Below are 20,700 nucleotides of genomic sequence, written 5' to 3'. Positions count from 1 at the left end.
TAAATTTAAAGTCAAATTTTTACGATTCAATGCTTGGCACTTGCACGTTCTCGTTGGCCTCTTTTTCATAATCGATTCCATCCACTTCGAAGCCGAAAAGGTTGAAAAATTCTTTCCTATAGCCTTCTATATCGCTGATTTGAGAAAGATTTTCCGTCGTTGTTTCTTTCCACAATTGGGCCACTTCTGCCTGCACATCGTCTGCCATTTCCCAATCATCGATTCGGATTCTGCCTTCACTGTCTACAGGAACAGTACCATTTTCGGTGTATAAGCGCTCTGCTAAAAGCCTTTGCATTTGCTCTATCGTGCCTTCGTGCGTCCCCTTGGCTTTCATCACTTTGTAAAGCAATGAAATATACAATGGCACCACCGGAATGGCCGAACTGGATTGCGTAACCAAAGCTTTGTTCACCGAAACATAGGATTTTCCGTTTAGATCTTTTAACAAATCATCCAGAACCGGCACAGTGGCTTCCAGATCATTTTTGGCCTTGCCGATGGTTCCGTTTCGATAAATTGGGAAAGTCAGTTCGGGACCGATGTACGAGTAAGCAACGGTTTTTACGCCATCTGCCAAGGCGCCGGCCGCTTTCAGGTCTTGTATCCAGAATTTCCAATCTTCGCCGCCCATCACGGCAATGGTGTTGAGGATATCCTCGTCGTTCTCAACCGGTGCAATCGTGACTTCCGAAACAATGCCGGTATGGAAATCGACGGTTTTGTTGGTATAAGGTTTCCCGATGGGCTTAAGAACTGAAGAATGCACTACGCCGGTTTTGGGATGCGTTCTTCTTGGCGAAGCCAAACTGTAAACGACCAAATCTACCTGCCCCAGATCTTGCTTGATGAGGTCTATGGTTTGCCGTTTCACTTCGTCGGAAAATGCGTCGCCGTTGATGCTTTTTGCATACAATCCTGCCTCGTGTGCTTCTTTTTCGAAAGCCGCCGAGTTGTACCAACCTGCTGTTCCCAATTTACCTTCGGACGCCGGTTTTTCGAAGAAAACACCGATGGTGGCAGCACCGGATCCGAAAGCAGTAGCTATTCTCGATGATAGTCCGAAGCCGGTAGAAGCGCCAATTACCAACACGCTTTTGGGACCGTTTTTGATTGCTCCCTTGGATTTCACATATTCTATTTGATTTTTTACGTTTTGAAGTGCGCCATCTGGGTGTGCGGTCAGACATATAAATCCTCTGGTTCTTGGTTGGATAATCATTGTTTAAATTATTTTTTAACAGTGCAAATTAAAGAAATTTGAGGAAATTATCAGGAAATAAATTCAAAAGGTTTAGAGTGTGCGATATTAAGCGCTATGTTTAATTTTCAGCCAATAGGAAAATGTTCTTTTGCGCATAATTTGATTTACACTTGTGCAAAAATCCACAAAAAAAGCCGCTTACATTGGGAAACGGCTACAAATCTTTGTTGTTGAGTTCAGATTTTTTTTGAATTTATCTTTAATAATCTACAAAATGCGATCAATTATTTCTCTTTCTGCGGAGGATAATTTTTCATTATTTCGGCCATTATTTCCGGAATCTCTCTTTGTTTAGCGGCGGGCGAATCTACAGAAAGACCGCTTCCTACACCTTGCCAGACCAGTTTTTGGGTTTTTGCATCGATGATGTCCACGATGATGGTTCCGCTGTTGTAGTTGTTGGTCCAAGTATTTCCAACGCCGAAGCCTCCGCCCCAACCCCACGGATTTCCCCATCCAAAACTACCGCCATAGGATGTTGTAACGTCCTGCACTTTTTTGTGGGAAGCTTTTACATTGACGATCAAATCGGGATTTTGATCCGGTGACAAATTTTTTGCTTTCAACTGTTTGGATAACTCGTTCAGCACCCTGTCTTTGTCGATATCGTTCAGTTTCAGGTCGTCTGTTCTCAGCAGATAGGTCTTGTAATCGGCAAAATTGGCCGTTGCCGAATAATCAGATTTTACTTGGAAAGGACTGCACGAACTGACACCCAGAGAAACAACTGCCAGTAATATGAAGAAATATTTTTTCATTTTTTTTGATTTTTAGATTTTTTGTTGAATGTATCGGTATTTTTATCATAGCCGTAGGGGCAATGCCGGCATCCGCTTTTGCAGCAATAGCCACGCTTTAGGTGGAATTTTTCTGTAAAAACTTTGTAGCCATGCCCGTTGTAATAAAAGTCTTCGTTTTCTTTGATTTCATTTAGTTTCATAAGTTAAAAAACTGTACCAAAATTTTTATCTTTGAGATATGATTATAGTCTGCCAAAGATTACTCAAAAATACGAAAATTTCGGGGATTGCGGTATTTCCCTTTATTTTACTCAGAAAAAAATCGGACAAAGCCAATAAAATCCTTATCAACCACGAGAAAATTCATCTTCGTCAGCAGCTGGAGCTTTTAATTATTCCGTTTTATATTTGGTATTTATCAGAGTATTATTTCAAATTGTGGAGGTATAAAAATCCTTATCTCGCTTACCGCAATCTCAGTTTTGAAAGAGAGGCGTACGAGAATGAAAACAATGTCAATTATCTCAAAGAAAGAAAACTTTGGCGTTTCGTTTCGTATTTGTAATTCTGGCCAAACATACTTGTTGTAAATCGCAGACAATCAACCACTTTCACAATTAAAACGCTGTTAATATTACATTTTCACCAAAAAGATTCCTAACCGTATAAAATAATCTAAATTTGCAAAATTATTTTTCAATAATTCTTAAATTATGTCGCAAGATAGCACTGGTCATTTTGACCCTAAAAAACTTTCCTGGATTGGCGTTTTAGTTTCATTAGGAATTGTTTTTGGAGACATCGGAACCTCGCCGTTGTATGTAATGAAGGCCATCATCAACGCAGGAAAGGAAGGCGGAGCCATTTCGGAAGAATATATAGAAGGTGCGCTCTCGTGCATCATTTGGACCTTGACCATGCAGACGACGGTCAAATATGTTATTATTGCGCTGCAGGCCGATAACAAAGGCGAGGGTGGCATTCTATCGCTTTATTCGCTGGTCAAACGGTTCAAGAAGAAGTGGCTGTATCTTATTGCGATCATAGGGGGCGCTGCCTTGTTTGCAGACAGCATTATCACGCCTTCGCTGACGGTGATGTCTGCGATAGAAGGTCTGGAGCTGGTAATACACAAGCCACCCGTGGTGCCGATAACTTTGGCTATTTTGATCATTATTTTTATCGTACAACAGTTCGGAACCAGCTTTATCGGGAAATTTTTTGGACCGGTTATGGTGCTGTGGTTTTTGGTTTTGGGTGGTTTTGGACTTGTACATCTCGCCGAACATCCCTCGATCTTGAGAGCTTTCAATCCTTATTATGCCGTGAAATTGATATACAATTCGCCGAGCGCAATAGTGATCTTGGGCGCGGTATTTCTTTGTACCACAGGAGCAGAAGCTTTATATTCCGATCTTGGTCACTGTGGCATGAAAAATATTCAGGCCAGCTGGATATTTGTAAAAGTGATGTTGATTTTGAATTATTTGGGTCAAGGTGCTTGGCTGCTCAAAAACTATCACGAGGTCTTTCGCGGTACGAATCCGTTTTTCGGGATTATGCCAGAATGGTTCATCATTCCGGGTGTGATGCTCGCCACGGCTGCCGCCATCATCGCCAGTCAGGCTGTCATTACGGGCGCCTTCACGATGTTTTCGGAAGCGATGTCGCTCAATTTCTGGCCAAATCAGGAAATCGAGTATCCGTCTGGGATCAAAGGTCAAATGTACATTCCGAAAATCAATTGGGGTCTTTTGATACTCTGTTTTATTGTGGTAATTTATTTCAAAGAATCCGGAAGGATGGAGGCCGCGTATGGTCTTTCCATTACGATCACGATGCTGATGACCACCATATTATTAATATTCTGGTTTCTCAAATCGCGCACCAGTAAAATCTGGATTTCACTTTTCGCAGTGGTTTACATTACCATCGAGGGCGGATTTTTCGGCGCCAATATTATCAAATTCTACGATGGCGGCTGGATGTCGGTTCTGCTTGCAGGCTTTATCGGTATTTGTATGTATGCTTGGTACAACGGAAGAATCATCAAAACAAGGTTCATCAAATTCGTAAAATTGGAAAAATATGTATCTACCATAAAAGATATGAAGCTGGATGAGACCATTCCTAAATTCGCGACCAATCTGGCCTTCATGAGTCGTGCAAAAAGAGATGATGAAGTCGAGTCCAAAATTATATACTCTATTATGAGATCGCAGCCGAAGAGAGCAGATCATTATTTTATACTCAATATTATAAATCAGGAAGATCCTTATACTTTCAAATATACGGTAGAAGAGATTTTGCCCGGTACGATTTATAAAATCAGCTTCTTGCTCGGTTTCAAAAGAGACAGGCGTATCAACGACTATTTCCAGCAGGTGCTGGCACAAATGATGGAAGAAGGAACCATCCCGTCCAGAAGTTCGCACCCATCGCTGCGAATGCACAACATACCGCCGGATCTCAAATTCGTGATCATCGATAACGTTTATATCAACGACTTGCTGCTGACCATTCGGGAAAAAATCATTCTCAATATGTATAATTTTGTGAAAAAATTGGGCAGTAACGATTTCACGGCTTTCGGCTTTGCCAACCACAATGTGGTGGTAGAATCTGCACCGTTGCTCGATCAAAAAATCAAAACCGAAAAAATAGAAAGAGCCGAGGATAAGCACTTTGATTGATCACAAAAAAAAACGCTAATTTTGTAAGATGGATACGAAACAAAAAGAGTTAAATATCGCTACGATCAAAGATGTCTTGAGACAATACCTGATGGAAAAAGGCTTCCGCAATACACCGGAACGCTACACCATATTGGAGGAGATCTACAATATGGAGCATCACTTCAACGTGGATGATCTATATCTTCTGATGATGCAGAAAAAATACCACGTAAGCAAGGCTACGATCTACAATACGATCGAGATCTTCCTGGATGCAGGCTTGATCAGAAAGCACCAGTTTGGCGAAAAAACATTGAGCACCTCATCTTACGAAAAATCTTACTTCGATAAACAGCACGACCATTTGGTCATTTATAAAGAAGATTCGGACAAGGTCATCGAGGAAATCATAGAATTTTGCGATCCCAGAATCCAAGGCATCAAAGAATCCATAGAAAAAGCATTTGGTGTGAGTATTGATACGCATTCTCTGTACTTCTACGGACACAAGAAGGCTGAAAATTGATGAAGAAAATCTTTCTTTTAATTTTACTTGTTCTTATTGTAAAAATATCTTCACAAGTGGTTCCGGATCAGCCGCAAGGTTTGGTGAAAGATCCTTTTTTCAACAATCCCAATCCACAGTCGGAACCTTCTAAAAAAATTCAGCACAGGCATTCGGATACTTTTGGCGTGAAACCGGATCAATACGAGGGCAATCCTGTCTTCTCCGGCAACGTAGTTTTCGAGCATCAAGGCTCAATTCTCACGGCCAACCAAGTGGTCTTTTATCAAAAAGAAAACTTCCTAAAGGCCATCGGAAACGTAGTGCTTACCACCGCAGACGGAGACCGCATCACCGCAGAAGAAATGGAATACGACGGCAATACCCAGCGCGGAATTGCCCGAAGAAACGTAGTCCTCACGGATCCCAAACAGACCATCAAAACAGAAATACTCTACTACGACCGAATCCCCAATACGGCTTATTTCAATACCGGCGGTACCATCTACAGCAACGACGGAAGCATAATGTACACCAGAGCTGCAACGTATTACCTCAATACCAAAATGATCGATTTTATCGGAAGCTCCAACATCGAAACAGATAAATATACCATCGTTAGCGATAATATCAAGCAAAATCAGAACACGGGAACGTCAGACTTTTTTGGCCCCACCACCATCAGAGACAAAGCCAACCCCAAAAATCTCGTTTACACGGAATTAGGAACTTACAATTCCAAAACCGGCGAATCCTTCCTCAACAAAAATTCCAGGATCTATTATAATGACAAAATCCTCAGCGGCGACAAATTATACTACAACCGAAACACCGGATTCGGAAAAGGAAACGGAAATGTGACCTTGGACGATCCGCAGCAAAAGCGTTATATCAAAGGTGGCTACGGCGAAATCTACGAGAAAAAAGATTCAGCAATGGTGACAGAAAAGCCCTACGCCGTCAAGATTCTCAGTAAAGATTCGGTTTATTTTGCCGCAGATAAATTTCTAAGTTACCAAAAACCGGATTCTGCCGACAATCGCAAGAAAAAAAGCTTCTTGCGGGCTTTCAGGAAAGTGCGGATTTTCAAAACCGATATGCAAGGCCGCGCAGACTCTCTCAGCTTCAACGAGACCGATGGCGAGATGCATCTGATGCGAAAACCAATCCTTTGGATGGGCGTAAAACAGGTAACCGGCGACGAGATTCGCGTGTATAGCGACCCCGAAAAAGAGATCACAGATTCTATCCGAATCATTGGGAATGCCTTTGCCATCAGCAAAGCCGATTCTCTCAATCTGAAAGACGAATTCAACCAGATCAAAAGCAAGAATATGATCGTCTATCTAAAGGATAACGTTATCGATATGGCAAAGGCCGTCGGCAATGCCCAAGCCATCACGTATGCCGATGATACGAACGAAAAAACCAAGCAAGTTACCAGAATTGGCGTTGCGCTCTCGACTTGCGGCGAAATTGTTGCCCGATTTTTGGAACGTCGCCTGGAAGTCGTCGACTGCAATATCGGCGCAAATACGGACACCTATCCGATGAGCAAAATATCCAAGGAAGAACGTTTTTTCAAAGATTTCAATTGGAATACCAGAGACCGGCCGCAAAAATGGAGCGACATCTTCCTCGATACCCCCAACTATCCGGAAGTCGTTTACCAGTCAGACAATTCTCTTTTCGAACGCGCGGAGGCCGAACGCAAGAAACTCGAAGAAAAAAATAAACCAAAAACACCAATCCGGGTTAAGAAGTAATTCTGCTGCATTGAGCAAAGTCGAAATTTGGGCGCCTTGATCCGCCCTCCGTTCCCGCTTTTTTCTTTTTTCTCAAAAAAGAAAAAGAGCTCCACTCAGGTCGGGGCGCGCTTCGCCGAAATTGAATTTTTTTCATTTAGTGGAATCGAAATCTCAAAAATGACGAACTTCGCACAAGTTTAGAACCTCATCTATGAGCAGAATAATCTGATTTTAAATCCAAATTTCTAACATCTACATAAAACATCTACATAAAAAATGAAGACCGATTTTTTCAAATACCAAGCCCAAACAACACCTTATGCCATAGGTTTCGAAGTGGAAAAAGCAGAAGGAAGCTACATCTACGGAAAAGATGGAAAAGCCTATCTGGACTTCGTAGCCGGCGTTTCTGCCAACACGTTGGGACATTCGCATCCGAAAATCGTGAACGCCATCAAAGAACAGGCTGATAAATATCTGCACGTGATGGTTTACGGCGAATATGCTCAGGAAAAACCGGTTGCGCTTTGCAAGCTTTTGGCAGAAGCTACACCTGAACCTCTGGAAGTCACATATCTCGTCAACTCCGGTGCAGAAGCCGTTGACGGCAGTTTGAAATTAGCGAAGCGCTACACAGGAAGAGAAGAAATCATCGCCTTCAAAGAAGCGTATCACGGAAACACGCACGGCGCGCTTTCGGTTGCAGGAAACGAAGTTCATAAACGGGAATTTCGCCCTTTACTTCCGATGGTGAATTTCATCGAGTTCAATAATGAGAACGATTTTGATAGAATTACAGAGAAAACAGCCTGCGTGATTGTAGAAACCATTCAAGGTGCGGCGGGATTTATAGTGCCAAATGAAAATTATTTCCTCCACCTGAAAAAACGTTGCGAGGAAGTGGGCGCCTTGCTCATTCTCGATGAGATCCAGCCGGGTTTTGGACGTACGGGAAAACTGTTTGCCTTCGAGCATTACGGAATCGTGCCGGATATTCTGGTGATGGGCAAAGGAATGGGCGGCGGCGTGCCAGTCGGCGCTTTTATGAGTTCGGCAGAAATAATGAGTAGCCTTTCACATTCGCCAAAGTTGGGACACATTACGACTTTTGGCGGAAATCCGTTGATTGCAGCAGCTTCCCTTGCGACTTTGAAGGAAGTTTTGGAAAGCGGATTGATGCAAGAAATTGATCAAAAAGAAAAGCTCTTCCGCGAACTTCTGGTTCATCCAAAAATCAAAAACGTGAATGGAAAAGGCTTGATGCTCGCTGTGAATCTTGGTTCGCCTGAATATTCTTTGAAAGTCGCAGCCAGATGCATGGAGAAAGGCTTGATCGTCTTTTGGCAAATGTATCGCAACGAATATCTGAGGATCTCGCCACCGTTGACCTTATCGGAAGAGGAAATCCGGAAGGGTTGCAAAATCATTTTGGAAGCGCTGGACGAAGTGGAATAATTTCTCTCAAAAATAATATTTGGATTCGTGATATCTTAACTAAACAACGGGTTTAGATAACCTCCGCCAAATCCACTATTAAATAAAAATACTTTTCAAGATCTGGGAGACTTCCTTTGGTTTGGTCGCAGGGAAAAGATGGGTGGCATTTTTTATGACAAAATCGGGTTGCGAATTTTTCAGTGGAAAGACGATGTCTTTATCTGCCATAATCTGCACTACACCGGGGATTTTTTCGGATTTCCAATGTGCGACTTTGTCCATCGACCATTTGAGATAGTAAGGATCTTTGACGCGGAAATACTGCAGCAGTCTCGGGTTTTTGGGATCTAATAACTTTCTGAAAAAAGAATAAAACACCGTGCCGCTGTCGCTGAAAAACCGGAGCGGAATGTATTTTAAAGCGTTGGTTTTTTCGCCCGCTTTGATAAGCTTTGATTTTTCTGCGTCGGACCGGATGCTGCCGAGAATCACTACTTTTTTCGCCGGTTTGATTTTGTGGATTTCCTGAACGATAATGCCACCGAAGGAATATCCCAGCAAGTAAAACGGCTCAGAATCATCTACAAAGGCTGACATTCGGGCGACATAGTCGGAAAGTTCTTCGTCAAGATGGGGAATGAGCCACGGAATGTGAACCACCTCGATTCCCGGATTGAAAGTGAGTTTCTCCAGAACTTTTTCGTCTGCACCAAGACCACTTACGGTATATAATTTCATGAACTTAACTTTTGGAAATCACTTCTTCAGCGATAGAACGACTTGCAAAGTTCCTGAATATTTCCCGAATCTGAAAATATAAACGCCGGACATCCAAAAATGATGACGTATGTGTTTGCAGTGATAATCAATTTAACGGGAAAGTCTGTTCCACTTTTACGGCAGAAATACCGCATCGTAAGTCTTTTAAAAACCGTTTAAAATATTAATCATAGACCCATTGAAAGTAAATAAAATTCGTGTAAGCGGTCATATTTATTTAAAAAAATTTTAAAATCTGAAATTTTATCCCTAAAGTAACTTTCTAATAATGAATTTTATCCTTTGTATTAAAATTTGTTCATAAATATAGATTTTTCATCATTTTTGATTTAACCATAAGCATTTTCACAAGTCAAACCTACAAATAGCAGTCTATGAATACTTTCCAAAGGAATAAGCATTTGGCATCCAGAGCGGGATTTGGCCTGCATCATAATGATGTGGAGCAAGCGAAAACAGTTGGTCAGAAAAAGTTTTATCAGCAATTGAAGGATACTTCCAACTATCGACCCATCGAAATCGCTGCTTATAAAATATCGCCGCAGCAATATCAGCAAATGGCGAAAGCAGAAGACAAAAAAACGCTAAACCAGTTCAACAAAAATCACAATATAGCGATTGTAGCAGCGTGGCAGCAGCTGATGATCAACAGCCCGAACCAGCTTCAGGAAAAAATGGCGCTTTTCTGGCACGGCCATTTTGCGACTCGGATACTGAATTCCTTATTCAACTTGGAGATTGTAAATATTTTCAGAAAAAATGCCGTAGGAAATTTTCGCGACTTGGTTTTCGAGGTTTCCAAATCACCTGCGATGCTGAATTTCCTGAATAATCAGCAAAACAAAAAAGAAAAACCCAATGAAAACTTTGCAAGAGAACTGATGGAACTTTTCACTTTAGGAAGAGGAAATCTCTATACCGAAAAAGACATCAAAGAATCTGCCAGAGCCTTCACAGGATGGAGCTACGACGAGAATGGGAAATTCCGCGAAAATCTGCGACAGCACGACTCGGGAGAGAAAGAGTTTCTGGGGAAAAAAGGCAATTTCACAGGCACAGATATCATCAACATCATTCTTGAACAACCGGAATGCGCCCATTTCATCACCACCAAAATCTATAAATATTTTGTGAATGAGACACCAGATGAGAAAATCATTAAAGATTTGAGTCAAAAATTCTATGCCTCCGATTATAATCTGACGACCTTGATGGATGAAATATTTTTGTCCAGCTGGTTCTATTCCGACACTAATATCGGTGCGCGGGTCAAATCTCCCATCGAGTTGATTATCGGAATGCGCCGAATTATGCCAATGGATACCAGAGAGGGGAAGGGCATTTATTACTTCGAAAGGCTTCTCGGGCAGCAACTTTTGCAACCGCCCAACGTTGCCGGCTGGCCCTCCGGAACGGAGTGGATCGACAGTTCTACTCTACTGTTGAGAATGAAAATCCCTTCTGTGATGGCGGGCTACAAAACCCTTGATGTAGAACCAAAACCGAATGACGACGTAAATATGGGTCAAAAGGAAAATAAAGTCGTCGTTACCAAAAACCAAAATAGAATTATAATTCACTGGGACAGCATTTCCAACATTCTGGATGAAGACCTTTTCAGTTTTTTGCTGACAAATCCTACTGAAAAACTAAGAAATCTGATGACCGAATTCAACGCCGGCAAGAGCAGACAACATCTGATGATCAGCATAATGTCAACCCCGGAATATCAACTTTGCTAAAAAAACTGTTATGATTATCAATAGAAAAACCTTTATAAAAACCAGCAGTCTTGCCGCCGCCTCGTTCCTCTTTCCTAATTTCCTAAAAGCTCTCAGCCTTCCGGAAGCATTAGAACTGAGTGGAAAAACCTTAATTGTCCTTCAACTTTCCGGCGGCAACGATGGTCTTAATACGATTATTCCTATCAAAAATGATATTTATTACAGTTCCAGAAATCAAATTGCGATCAAGGAAGACAAGGCGCTTAGGCTGACGGACGAAGCGGGAATCAATCCATCTCTGCGATATTTCAAAGAACTGTACGATAATGGCGAGCTGGCGGTGCTGAACAATGTTGGCTATCCGGAACCCAATAAATCCCACTTTCGAAGTATGGATATTTGGCAATCTGCGAGCGACAGCAATGAGTTTCTGAACTCCGGTTGGCTGGGGAGATATCTGGACGAAGCCTGCCACGACTGCAAAAATCCGACACAGGCGATAGAACTGGACGATCTTCTCAGCCTTGCCATGAAAGGCGAAAACAACAAAGCCATCGCCATGAAAGATCCGAAAAAACTCTTCGAAAACAGTCAGGAAACGCTGTATAAAAAACTGGCCGCCGAGAATACGGATCACCGGCACGATTTGGCGAGCTACCTGTACGACACCTTAGGCAATACGCTGAACAACTCGGAATATATTTTTCAGCAAAGCAAAGCGAAGCCAACAGATAAAACTTATCCTGCAACGCAAATCGGAAAAGATTTCAAAACGATTGCTTCGCTGATCAAATCGGATATCAATACGCAAGTCTATTACCTGTCGGTCGGCAGTTTCGACACGCACAACAATCAGAATCAAAGACAAAATCAACTGTTTACCGGCATTGATGAGGCGGTGCAGGTTTTTGTAAAAGATATGAAAGACAGCGGCAAATTCAACGATGTGATGATTATGACTTTTTCCGAATTTGGCCGGCGTGTCGCCCAAAATGCGAGTAACGGAACCGATCACGGAACGGCCAATCAGATGTTTTTCATCAGCGGCGGGTTGAAAAAGAAAGGCTTACTCAATGCTTTACCAGACCTTCAAAATCTGAACGACGGCGACCTGAAGTACACCGAAGATTTCCGGAAAGTCTATGCCACTGTTCTGAAAAGATGGCTGAACACGGATGATAAGAAGATTCTTGGAAAGACTAATGGTTATNTCCTCACCCTAAATCCCTCTCCAAAGGAGAGGGACTTTTCTTCCTCACCCTAAATCCCTCTCCAAAGGAGAGGGACTTTTCTTCCTCACCCTAAATCACTTTCCGAAGGAGAGGGACTTTTCTTCCTCACCCTAAATCACTTTCCGAAGGAAAGGGACTTTTCTTCCTCACCCTAAATCCCTCTCCGAATGAAAGGGACTTTTCTTCCTCACCCTAAATCACTTTCCGAAGGAGAGGGACTTATTACATTAAAGTATTGATAGGTTGTTTCTATGATTGATATAGTTTCAAAAGCGGATTTATATTGTGCACGATATAATATGACACTATATATTTGCCAAAGAAAAATATTAACAATTAAAATTATCTTAAAAATGAAAACATTGTACAGCATCGGCGCAACCGCCCAAGGAGGAAGAAACGGACATGTAAAAAGTGACAATGGCGTTCTGGATCTGGATGTCCGAATGCCCAAGAACTTAGGAGGCGCTAATAACGACTTCCCAAACCCCGAAATGCTATTCGCGGCAGGGTACGCCGCTTGTTTTGACAGTGCTTTGAATATGATCATCAAGCAAAGCAAAATCGAGACCGGTGAAACATCTGTAACTGCTAAAATAGGCATCGGTCAATTAGAGAATGGCGGCTTCGGTCTGGAAGCGGAGTTGCATGCCAACATTCCGGGCGTCAGCATCGAGCAGGCACAAGAATTAATTGAAAAAGCACACGAAGTTTGCCCTTATTCCAATGCTACAAGAGGAAATATAGAAGTGAAACTTACAGTGAGCAACGACTAAATTTTTTGTCAAAGTAGCTAATTGGCAGCAAATTTAAAATTCTCTTAACTTTGATTTTTGGGAATTAAAATTCAAAAATTTGGCATGGAAGATTTATTAAAACTTGATAAACAACTATGTTTCTCGGTCTATGTTTTGCACCGCGAGATCATGCAATGCTACCGGCCAATCCTGAAAGATATTGAATTGACCTATCCCCAGTACATCACAATGATGGCGCTCTGGGAAAAGGACGAACAGACCGTCAGCCAAGTTGGTGAAATTTTGCAGCTGGATAATGGAACGCTGACGCCATTGCTAAAAAGATTAGAAGCCAAAGAATTTCTGGTGCGAAAGCGGGGCCACGACGATGAACGCATCGTGAAAATCTACTTGACAGAAAAAGGAAAAAAGCTAAAGTCAAAAGCTGCCAATATTCCATCAGATCTTGCGAAAGCGATGCATATCAATTTGGACGAAATGCAGCAATTAAAAACTTTGTCCGAAAAAGTTGTTCAGAAAATAAATCTTTGACGGAAAATGAGCCTTAGTTGGTTGCCCTTTCCTCACCCTAAATCCCTCTCCGAAGGAGAGGGACTTTTTCCTCACCCTAAATCACTTTCCGAAGGAGAGGGACTTTTTCCTCACCCTAAATCCCTCTCCAAAGGAGAGGGACTTCAAAGGACAAACCAAATTAATATTCGAACAAAACGCTTCCCCAAGTGAATCCACTGCCAAAAGCTGACAGACAGACCAGATCACCGGGCTTCATCCGGCCTTCCAAAATGGCCTCGCTCAGTGCAATCGGTATAGATGCTGCTGTGGTATTGCCATATTTCTGAATGTTCATAAAGATTTTTTCGTCCGGCAAATGAAGCAGTTGCTGTACATATTGCGATATTCTAAGATTGGCTTGATGTGGAATGAGCAAATCCAAATCCTCAATGGTTTTTCCGGCTTTCTGCAAAGCTTCGAGAATGGTTTCTGGGAAACGGGTGACGGCGTGCTTGAAAACGAAATTCCCATTCATCACCGGATAGATGTCTTCCGCAGTAATCAAATCAGGATTCGACAGCAGATTATCGCTCCAGCCCGATTTGCTTCCCGGAAATTTCACGACCAACTCTTCCGCATATTTGCCTTCCGAATGCATATTGACAGACAAAATGCCTCGGGAATCGCTGGCCTCGCTGGATGATAAAACAATCGCGCCGGCGCCATCTCCAAAGATGACGGAAACGCCGCGGCCGGCATCGGAAAAATCCAACCCGAAAGAATGAATTTCGGCGCCTACCACCAAAACATTTTTGTACATTCCGGATTTTATAAACGCATCGGCAACGCTCACTGCGTAAATGAAACCCGAACATTGATTTCGCACGTCCAGCGCGCCAATCGTGTCGCAACCCAAGAGCTCCTGCAACTGCACGCCACAGCCGGGGAAAAAATAATCCGGCGACAAGGTGGCGAAAACGATATAATCGATGTCTTTGGCGGTAAGATTGGCATTTTTCAACGCAACTTCTGAAGCTTTGAAACCGTAGAAAGAAGTGGTCTCTTCGGAATCTAATCGGTTTTTGCGGTGTCTTCTTTCCTTGATTCCGGTTCTTTCGGTAATCCATTCGTCGGTGGTGGTCATCCGTTGAGAAAGGTCGTCGTTGGTAACTATATTTTCTGGGACGTAATGACCCACGCCTGCGATTACACTTTTGATCATTTATTACAAATTAAGGTAGAAGACAAAAATAATTGTTTTATCTATCACGGAGTATTTATTTTAATATTTTGATGATCAGTGACAATTAATATAATGATTTACAGTTATTTATATTTAATAAATGGCTTCTGTTTTTTCGAATCAACGATCAAAAGGATAATCTTAATTTTGATAAAAACCTGCTAAAAAAGGTTGGAACACGATCAAAAGAAAAAATAACTTCATAAAAAAAGCAATTGTTCTAATCCGTTCAATAAAATTGGATCCGCCATTTTTTCCAACTAATCGTAATTTTATTTAGTTTTGTTGTATGCCAATTGAAAAAAAATATAAATCCAAGCACTGGGAATGGATTGATGTGACGACGCCGAATGAGGAAGATCTGAAGCTGCTGCATCAAAACTATCAAATCAATTACCTGCTTTTGGAAGATACCATAGATCCGAATCACCTTCCTAAGTATGAGGAAGTTGGCGATGTAAAATTCTTCTTGACACGGGAATCTACCGATATGGAAAGGACATCGCTAAATAGCATGAGCGATATCAGCACAAAACTGGGCATCTTCTTGCTCCCCAACTTCATCATCACGACACACCGGACCAAAAGCAAAAGTGTCCAAGAAATATCGGCAGAACTGGACCAGGAAGACATCAATAAGATCACAAGAGATGAAATGGCACTGCGCCTGGCTCTTAAAATCATGAAAAGCTTCGATGACGAAAGCAACAACCTGCTTGATCTTCTGGATGTGATCGAAAATGAGATCTTCCTGAAAAATACCAACAGCTCTGTACAAATCCGCCGACTCTACAAATTAAAACGCAGATCTGGTCTCAATACAAGAATCCTCAATATGTCGGGAGAATGGATCTCTAAATTCAAAACTTTGGATCTGGAAGAGGTGCAGGTGATGGACCTGCTGGACAAGCAAAAAGACGTGATCGCAGACTTCGACCATCTGAATGCTCAGACGACCAACCTTATCTCGATGTTTCTAGCATTATCGGACCAGAAAGCCAATCAGGTGATGAAACTTTTGGCAATCTATTCCGTTTATTTTTTACCGATCACTTTTATAGCCGGAGTTTATGGTATGAACTTCGACAACATGCCGGAACTGCATCATAAAAATGGCTATTTTTTCACACTCGGATTGATGCTGACCATCGTTGTCGTCACTTTTATCTATATGAAGAGAAAACGCTGGTAACACCGATGAATGCTGAACTGTTGATGTTCTACAATGTGGAGAACTTCTTTCCGCCCGACGGGGACTCCGTGACAGATCAAAACTCAGGATTGCGAAATTGGGATTCGTATAAATACCGACAGAAAGTCCGCAATATCACCAATGTTTTTCGTTTTGTAGCGCAAGACCGGGGGCAATTGCCTTCTATCATCGGCCTGGCAGAAATTGGCGATCGAGTTGTTTTGGAAGACTTACTTAAAAATGATTCACCACTTAAAGACTACCAGATCCTTTATCAGAAATCTAAAGATTCCAGAGGCTTGAGTGTGGCTTTGCTTTTTGATCCTCAAAAATATACTGTATTAGATTTCAGAACTTTGAAATTTAAAAAGGATTCTGATTTGGCGTTTGAAACCCGTGATATTTTACACGCAGAATTCCAATATGAGGGGAAAAAAATTCATTTTTTTGTGCTTCATCTACCATCCAAGAGAGAAGGCGACATCCAGAAAAAACATCGACTTTACATCATTCAGCAGCTTCGAAAAACTGTGCGAAACCTTTGCGACCAAGGAGAACCCATCATTTTAATGGGCGACTTTAATGAAAATCCCGACGCAGAAGAAATGCAGTTGCTGCTTTATGACACGACTGGAAAAAAAATACTGACCAACCCTTTTGAAACGCTTTACCTCGGCGGCCGATTTACGACTTTTCATAATAAAAAAGGTCTGGGCTTTGATCAAATTCTGTTTAGCGAGGAAATGCTTTGTGAACAACTCAATCTCGAAACCAATACGGCCGACATTTACGATTCTCCGATTCTGATAAATAAAACAAACGGACACAGACACTATCCCCTGAGAACCTATTCTGGATCTCGGTATATTGGCGGCTACAGCGACCATTTTCCAGTTCTGGTGACGCTGAATCGGCAGGAATAGAGCGGTGAATTGCTTTCATTTTTGTGTATCTTTGGGACACAACACAACTCGCCTGCTTCGGGATCATCATTGCCAGCGGTTGTGAATTGCTTTCATTTTTGTGTATCTTTGGGACACAACACAACAGTTAAGGATTTCTATGGCTTCTGGGTCTCGTTGTGAATTGCTTTCATTTTTGTGTATCTTTGGGACACAACACAACTAATTTTGGCGCATTAGGCGGCGATATTGGGTTGTGAATTGCTTTCATTTTTGTGTATCTTTGGGACACAACACAACCTCATAAGAATGAGGAAGTAACATTAGAAAGTTGTGAATTGCTTTCATTTTTGTGTATCTTTGGGACACAACACAACTAGTATATTTGCGTTTGTCTCAAGGTCTGTGTTGTGAATTGCTTTCATTTTTGTGTATCTTTGGGACACAACACAACTATTTCTATATCCACGAAGTTAGGCATTTCGTTGTGAATTGCTTTCATTTTTGTGTATCTTTGGGACACAACACAACTCCTATCATTATGATAACTCAAAGTCTAAAGTTGTTAATTGCTTTCATTTTTGTGCATCTTTGGGACACAACACAACATGGACTATTTAAACGCCCTTTCGGAAGACGTTGTGAATTGCTTTCATTTTTGTGTATCTTTGGGACACAACACAACAACCGCTTCAATTAAATGGCGTTGAATTCCGTTGTGAATTGCTTTCATTTTTGTGTATCTTTGGGACACAACACAACTTCTTTGAAGTCTACTTGTCCGTAAACCTCGTTGTGAATTGCTTTCATTTTTGTGTATCTTTGGGACACAACACAACATGTAGATAGCGATAGCGAAACCGGCAAATGTTGTGAATTGCTTTCATTTTTGTGTATCTTTGGGACACAACACAACATTGCAAAAATGTATATACCTTTATACCATGTTGTGAATTGCTTTCATTTTTGTGTATCTTTGGGACACAACACAACGTGTGCAAAAAATAGGTAATACGTTTACTAGTTGTGAATTGCTTTCATTTTTGTGTATCTTTGGGACACAACACAACGATGATATCTCAATGCGCCGAAGTGTAGCAGTTGTGAATTGCTTTCATTTTTGTGTATCTTTGGGACACAACACAACTGCACACCCTTTAGGTTTGGTTTCTTACGTGTTGTGAATTGCTTTCATTTTTGTGTATCTTTGGGACACAACACAACTAAATAACAATAGCCCCCCAAAGATAACCAGTTGTGAATTGCTTTCATTTTTGTGTATCTTTGGGACACAACACAACTCATTAATAAAGGACTTGGGCGATGAAGCTGTTGTGAATTGCTTTCATTTTTGTGTATCTTTGGGACACAACACAACAAGCCTTTGCATCTGCATTATTGGCGAATTGTTGTGAATTGCTTTCATTTTTGTGTATCTTTGGGACACAACACAACTGCGTCCGAAACGAGGAACATATTTGAGTTGTTGTGAATTGCTTTCATTTTTGTGTATCTTTGGGACACAACACAACAATATCTACCGCTACTACGACGCCGTTTTTGTTGTGAATTGCTTTCATTTTTGTGTATCTTTGGGACACAACACAACGAAGACTTTTCTGGTAAATTCTGATCCAAGGTTGTGAATTGCTTTCATTTTTGTGTATCTTTGGGACACAACACAACGTTTTTGGATTTTTGCCGAAAATACGTTGCGTTGTGAATTGCTTTCATTTTTGTGTATCTTTGGGACACAACACAACCCAGCCGCGCGCTGGCGGTTCGTCCACCTGGTTGTGAATTGGGATCAGTATCAAAAGTTGGGGACTACGCAAAAATTTGGGATAATCTGAAAAGGAAAAAAGCTTTGTCTTTAACACCTCTGAGTTGAAGTCTGAAGTTTTTGATTTTAGCATTGAAAGATTCTGCGGAAGCGTTGGTACTTCTTATTTCAAAATAATTGAGAATATCGTTATAATGGTTGGTGATGGTGTTTTTAAGTGTTGTAAAAGATTTAAAACCTGATTCTTCAACATCTTTAAACCAATGAGCCAGTTTGAGCATGGCAACAGATTTTGTAATATTTTGGTTGTAGATTTTTCTTAAACCGTCCGCTAAATTGTAGGCGACTTCTAAATCGGGGTATTCTCGGAATAAAATTCCTGCTCTGAGTCTTTGGTTTTGTGTCCATTTTTCACAGCTTTTATACAAAAAATAACGGCTTCTTGCCAAGAGTTGCTTTCGGGTATCGTTGTTTTCAAAAACTTCGATTTCGGGTTTTGTTTTCTTGTCTTTGGCATGTTTTAGGATTTCATTTTCTAAATCAATCGCTTCCCATCGGTGTTTTATTCTGAGTTCTTGAACGGCTTCAATAGCGAGTTTCTGAACATGGAAACGGTCAATAACCTGCACTGCGTTTGGGAAACTTATTTTAGCAATCAGTTTCATAGAACCTGCCATATCCAGAGTCACTTCTTTTACTTTTTGCCTTAATTTTCTACCTATTTTCATAAGTTTTTCAATTACATTTTCGCTTTTTGTTCCTTTAATAATGGCAACAATACTCCCTTTTCTACCTCTTGCTGTTTTGGAGGTAAGTACGGTGTAAAGTTCTCCTTCGGATAAAGCGACTTCATCTAATGATAAATTTTCAGAACAATTTTCGGAAAATAGAATGTAATCTTCTGCATGGGGTTTCTGTTTCCAGTTTTTAAAATCACTTAACGATTTTTTGTATTGCCTTCGGAATTTTTTGCCATTTACCCCGTACATTTCGCCGATGGTTTCTAAAGGAAGGGCTTTAGTATCGGCTGATTTTTTTTAAGAACTCTGCAAAATCTTGTGTCATGCGAGTGCCTTTTGCGATGAGATTCCAATCTCGTTGTAATATTTTTCCAGATTTTGTGTCTGTCCATCTTCTACGTTGGATATGAAGTTTTACGGGTTTTCCTCGAAGCGGAAAATCATCCACCGTAATTTCTTCATGAAAGCCTTTGGATTGTAGATGAAGTGAGGAAAACTCTTTCGGAATGGTATTCTTTTCTTCAAAATAAATATGAAGCTGTCCTTCTTTTTCCTCAAATTTTACAATATCGAAATACGCCACTAAATATTCGGGCAGTAATAACTTTAATAATTCTGGACTTGTAAACACAAGACAAAACTAAGGATTATTAAACTTCTCCCCAACTTTTGCCCCTGATCCGTGAATTGCTTTCATTTTTGTGTATCTTTGGGACACAACACAACGCTTACGGACAGGTTGCGGATGATGTTATGGTTGTGAATTGCTTTCATTTTTGTGTATCTTTGGGATACAACACAACTATCTGAAACCATACACAGTTTATCATCTGGTTGTGAATTGCTTTCATTTTTGTGTATCTTTGGGATACAACACAACTTAATTTAATTTTACTGTGAATGATTTCCAGTTGTGAATTGCTTTCATTTTTGTGTATCTTTGGGATACAACACAACCTTACAAAATTCTCAAAGGGGCGACCTTTTGTTGTGAATTGCTTTCATTTTTGTGTATCTTTGGGATACAACACAACTATAGCCGAGTCAGAGAGCTTACTCAAGTCGTTGTGAATTGCTTTCATTTTTGTGTATCTTTGGGATACAACACAACCGTAAAACATCCGGACTGCGAGATGATTGGGTTGTGAATTGCTTTCATTTTTGTGTATCTTTGGGATACAACACAACTAATGCTCGGGGATAATGTCAGACCTAAGCGTTGTGAATTGCTTTCATTTTTGTGTATCTTTGGGATACAACACAACCCTTTAGGGTAGTGGATGTAAGGATATCCTGTTGTGAATTGCTTTCATTTTTGTGTATCTTTGGGATACAACACAACTGCCATTTTTTGCGTTTTTATCGTGGTTTAGTTGTGAATTGCTTTCATTTTTGTGTATCTTTGGGATACAACACAACTATTCAGATTTATACAAGACAGATTTAAGTGTTGTGAATTGCTTTCATTTTTGTGTATCTTTGGGA

Annotated in this window: 18 protein-coding genes and 2 CRISPR repeat arrays; of the genes, 11 read left to right on the top strand and 7 right to left on the bottom strand. The window is 41.0% G+C overall.

Annotation, left to right across the window (positions count from 1 at the left end):
• Positions 1-19: 19 nt before the first annotated feature.
• The 3 genes from fabV to DTW91_RS10085 all read right to left on the bottom strand — a co-directional run bounded on the left by fabV (position 20) and on the right by DTW91_RS10085 (position 2,204).
• On the bottom strand, positions 20-1,222 hold the full coding sequence (fabV, locus tag DTW91_RS10095; protein ID WP_125203263.1) for an enoyl-ACP reductase FabV: 1,203 nt from the start codon (positions 1,220-1,222) through the stop codon (positions 20-22).
• 266 nt (positions 1,223-1,488) lie between these two features.
• Entirely contained in the window at positions 1,489-2,022 is a 534-nt protein-coding gene (locus DTW91_RS10090) for a DUF4136 domain-containing protein (RefSeq protein WP_125203262.1), read from the bottom strand.
• Complete coding sequence (locus DTW91_RS10085; RefSeq protein ID WP_125203261.1) at positions 2,019-2,204, bottom strand: DUF5522 domain-containing protein; 186 nt, start codon at positions 2,202-2,204, stop codon at positions 2,019-2,021. Before DTW91_RS10085 ends, DTW91_RS10090 begins: the two co-directional genes overlap by 4 nt.
• Before the next feature lie 38 nt (positions 2,205-2,242).
• Between DTW91_RS10085 and DTW91_RS10080 the strand changes: the two genes are divergently transcribed.
• From DTW91_RS10080 to DTW91_RS10060, 5 genes are all read left to right on the top strand, one after another.
• Entirely contained in the window at positions 2,243-2,569 is a 327-nt protein-coding gene (locus tag DTW91_RS10080) for a hypothetical protein (RefSeq protein ID WP_125203260.1), read from the top strand.
• 148 nt (positions 2,570-2,717) lie between these two features.
• The gene (locus DTW91_RS10075; RefSeq protein ID WP_125203259.1) at positions 2,718-4,697 is read left to right on the top strand and encodes a KUP/HAK/KT family potassium transporter; all 1,980 of its coding nucleotides are present in this window, start codon (positions 2,718-2,720) and stop codon (positions 4,695-4,697) included.
• Positions 4,698-4,725: 28 nt separating this feature from the next.
• Entirely contained in the window at positions 4,726-5,205 is a 480-nt protein-coding gene (locus DTW91_RS10070; protein WP_125203258.1) for a Fur family transcriptional regulator, read from the top strand.
• Positions 5,205-6,950, top strand: coding sequence for an OstA-like protein (locus DTW91_RS10065; RefSeq protein WP_125203257.1), 1,746 nt, complete (start codon positions 5,205-5,207; stop codon positions 6,948-6,950). Before DTW91_RS10070 ends, DTW91_RS10065 begins: the two co-directional genes overlap by 1 nt.
• Before the next feature lie 258 nt (positions 6,951-7,208).
• Positions 7,209-8,387, top strand: a complete 1,179-nt coding sequence (locus DTW91_RS10060) for an aspartate aminotransferase family protein (protein WP_125203256.1) — start codon at positions 7,209-7,211, stop codon at positions 8,385-8,387.
• 78 nt (positions 8,388-8,465) lie between these two features.
• On the opposite strand, the gene DTW91_RS10055 is transcribed toward DTW91_RS10060, so the two are convergent.
• Complete coding sequence (locus DTW91_RS10055) at positions 8,466-9,107, bottom strand: alpha/beta hydrolase (RefSeq protein ID WP_125203255.1); 642 nt, start codon at positions 9,105-9,107, stop codon at positions 8,466-8,468.
• Between the two features lie 416 nt (positions 9,108-9,523).
• Between DTW91_RS10055 and DTW91_RS10050 the strand changes: the two genes are divergently transcribed.
• The 4 genes from DTW91_RS10050 (at position 9,524) to DTW91_RS10035 (ending at position 13,394) form a co-directional block, all read left to right on the top strand.
• Complete coding sequence (locus tag DTW91_RS10050; protein WP_125203254.1) at positions 9,524-10,891, top strand: DUF1800 family protein; 1,368 nt, start codon at positions 9,524-9,526, stop codon at positions 10,889-10,891.
• Between the two features lie 10 nt (positions 10,892-10,901).
• Positions 10,902-12,137 carry a DUF1501 domain-containing protein gene (locus tag DTW91_RS10045; RefSeq protein WP_125203253.1) on the top strand — a complete coding sequence of 412 codons (1,236 nt, stop codon included), beginning with the start codon at positions 10,902-10,904 and terminating at the stop codon, positions 12,135-12,137.
• Positions 12,138-12,458: 321 nt separating this feature from the next.
• A complete protein-coding gene (locus DTW91_RS10040; protein WP_125203252.1) occupies positions 12,459-12,881 on the top strand; it encodes an organic hydroperoxide resistance protein in 423 nt (140 codons plus the stop codon).
• Between the two features lie 84 nt (positions 12,882-12,965).
• A complete protein-coding gene (locus tag DTW91_RS10035; RefSeq protein ID WP_125203251.1) occupies positions 12,966-13,394 on the top strand; it encodes a MarR family winged helix-turn-helix transcriptional regulator in 429 nt (142 codons plus the stop codon).
• Positions 13,395-13,554: 160 nt separating this feature from the next.
• Here DTW91_RS10035 and DTW91_RS10030 read toward each other — a convergent pair whose 3' ends face one another.
• Complete coding sequence (locus DTW91_RS10030; RefSeq protein WP_125203250.1) at positions 13,555-14,577, bottom strand: 3-oxoacyl-ACP synthase III family protein; 1,023 nt, start codon at positions 14,575-14,577, stop codon at positions 13,555-13,557.
• 310 nt (positions 14,578-14,887) lie between these two features.
• Between DTW91_RS10030 and DTW91_RS10025 the strand changes: the two genes are divergently transcribed.
• Both DTW91_RS10025 and DTW91_RS10020 read left to right on the top strand, forming a co-directional pair.
• Complete coding sequence (locus DTW91_RS10025; protein ID WP_125203249.1) at positions 14,888-15,790, top strand: CorA family divalent cation transporter; 903 nt, start codon at positions 14,888-14,890, stop codon at positions 15,788-15,790.
• 5 nt (positions 15,791-15,795) lie between these two features.
• Positions 15,796-16,713: an endonuclease/exonuclease/phosphatase family protein gene (locus DTW91_RS10020; protein ID WP_125203248.1), complete on the top strand. Its 918-nt coding sequence runs from the start codon at positions 15,796-15,798 to the stop codon at positions 16,711-16,713.
• 1 nt (position 16,714) lies between these two features.
• Positions 16,715-18,455: direct repeats of the CRISPR family, unit length 47 nt; unit sequence GTTGTGAATTGCTTTCATTTTTGTGTATCTTTGGGACACAACACAAC.
• Between the two features lie 64 nt (positions 18,456-18,519).
• Here DTW91_RS10020 and DTW91_RS10015 read toward each other — a convergent pair.
• Entirely contained in the window at positions 18,520-19,464 is a 945-nt protein-coding gene (locus DTW91_RS10015; RefSeq protein WP_125203247.1) for a transposase, read from the bottom strand.
• Positions 19,465-19,492: 28 nt separating this feature from the next.
• A complete protein-coding gene (locus DTW91_RS10010) occupies positions 19,493-19,846 on the bottom strand; it encodes a transposase (protein WP_124802471.1) in 354 nt (117 codons plus the stop codon).
• Positions 19,847-19,894: 48 nt separating this feature from the next.
• A CRISPR array of direct repeats spans positions 19,895-20,634; the repeat unit is 47 nt; unit sequence GTTGTGAATTGCTTTCATTTTTGTGTATCTTTGGGATACAACACAAC.
• Positions 20,635-20,700: the final 66 nt, after the last annotated feature.

Origin of the sequence: Chryseobacterium sp. SC28 (assembly GCF_003932955.1) — a bacterium.
GTDB lineage: Bacteria > Bacteroidota > Bacteroidia > Flavobacteriales > Weeksellaceae > Epilithonimonas.
The sequence above is the reverse complement of the archived record's forward strand: the minus strand, read 5'-3'. Positions and strand labels throughout refer to the sequence as shown.

Excerpts from the sequence above, each read along its gene's own strand:
- fabV (WP_125203263.1), bottom strand. The coding sequence starts at position 1,222 with ATGATTATCCAACCAAGAACCAGAGGATTTATATGTCTGACCGCACAC.
- DTW91_RS10090 (WP_125203262.1), bottom strand. The coding sequence starts at position 2,022 with ATGAAAAAATATTTCTTCATATTACTGGCAGTTGTTTCTCTGGGTGTC.
- DTW91_RS10085 (WP_125203261.1), bottom strand. The coding sequence starts at position 2,204 with ATGAAACTAAATGAAATCAAAGAAAACGAAGACTTTTATTACAACGGG.
- DTW91_RS10080 (WP_125203260.1), top strand. The coding sequence starts at position 2,243 with ATGATTATAGTCTGCCAAAGATTACTCAAAAATACGAAAATTTCGGGG.
- DTW91_RS10075 (WP_125203259.1), top strand. The coding sequence starts at position 2,718 with ATGTCGCAAGATAGCACTGGTCATTTTGACCCTAAAAAACTTTCCTGG.
- DTW91_RS10070 (WP_125203258.1), top strand. The coding sequence starts at position 4,726 with ATGGATACGAAACAAAAAGAGTTAAATATCGCTACGATCAAAGATGTC.
- DTW91_RS10065 (WP_125203257.1), top strand. The coding sequence starts at position 5,205 with ATGAAGAAAATCTTTCTTTTAATTTTACTTGTTCTTATTGTAAAAATA.
- DTW91_RS10060 (WP_125203256.1), top strand. The coding sequence starts at position 7,209 with ATGAAGACCGATTTTTTCAAATACCAAGCCCAAACAACACCTTATGCC.
- DTW91_RS10055 (WP_125203255.1), bottom strand. The coding sequence starts at position 9,107 with ATGAAATTATATACCGTAAGTGGTCTTGGTGCAGACGAAAAAGTTCTG.
- DTW91_RS10050 (WP_125203254.1), top strand. The coding sequence starts at position 9,524 with ATGAATACTTTCCAAAGGAATAAGCATTTGGCATCCAGAGCGGGATTT.
- DTW91_RS10040 (WP_125203252.1), top strand. The coding sequence starts at position 12,459 with ATGAAAACATTGTACAGCATCGGCGCAACCGCCCAAGGAGGAAGAAAC.
- DTW91_RS10035 (WP_125203251.1), top strand. The coding sequence starts at position 12,966 with ATGGAAGATTTATTAAAACTTGATAAACAACTATGTTTCTCGGTCTAT.
- DTW91_RS10030 (WP_125203250.1), bottom strand. The coding sequence starts at position 14,577 with ATGATCAAAAGTGTAATCGCAGGCGTGGGTCATTACGTCCCAGAAAAT.
- DTW91_RS10025 (WP_125203249.1), top strand. The coding sequence starts at position 14,888 with ATGCCAATTGAAAAAAAATATAAATCCAAGCACTGGGAATGGATTGAT.
- DTW91_RS10020 (WP_125203248.1), top strand. The coding sequence starts at position 15,796 with ATGAATGCTGAACTGTTGATGTTCTACAATGTGGAGAACTTCTTTCCG.
- DTW91_RS10015 (WP_125203247.1), bottom strand. The coding sequence starts at position 19,464 with ATGTACGGGGTAAATGGCAAAAAATTCCGAAGGCAATACAAAAAATCG.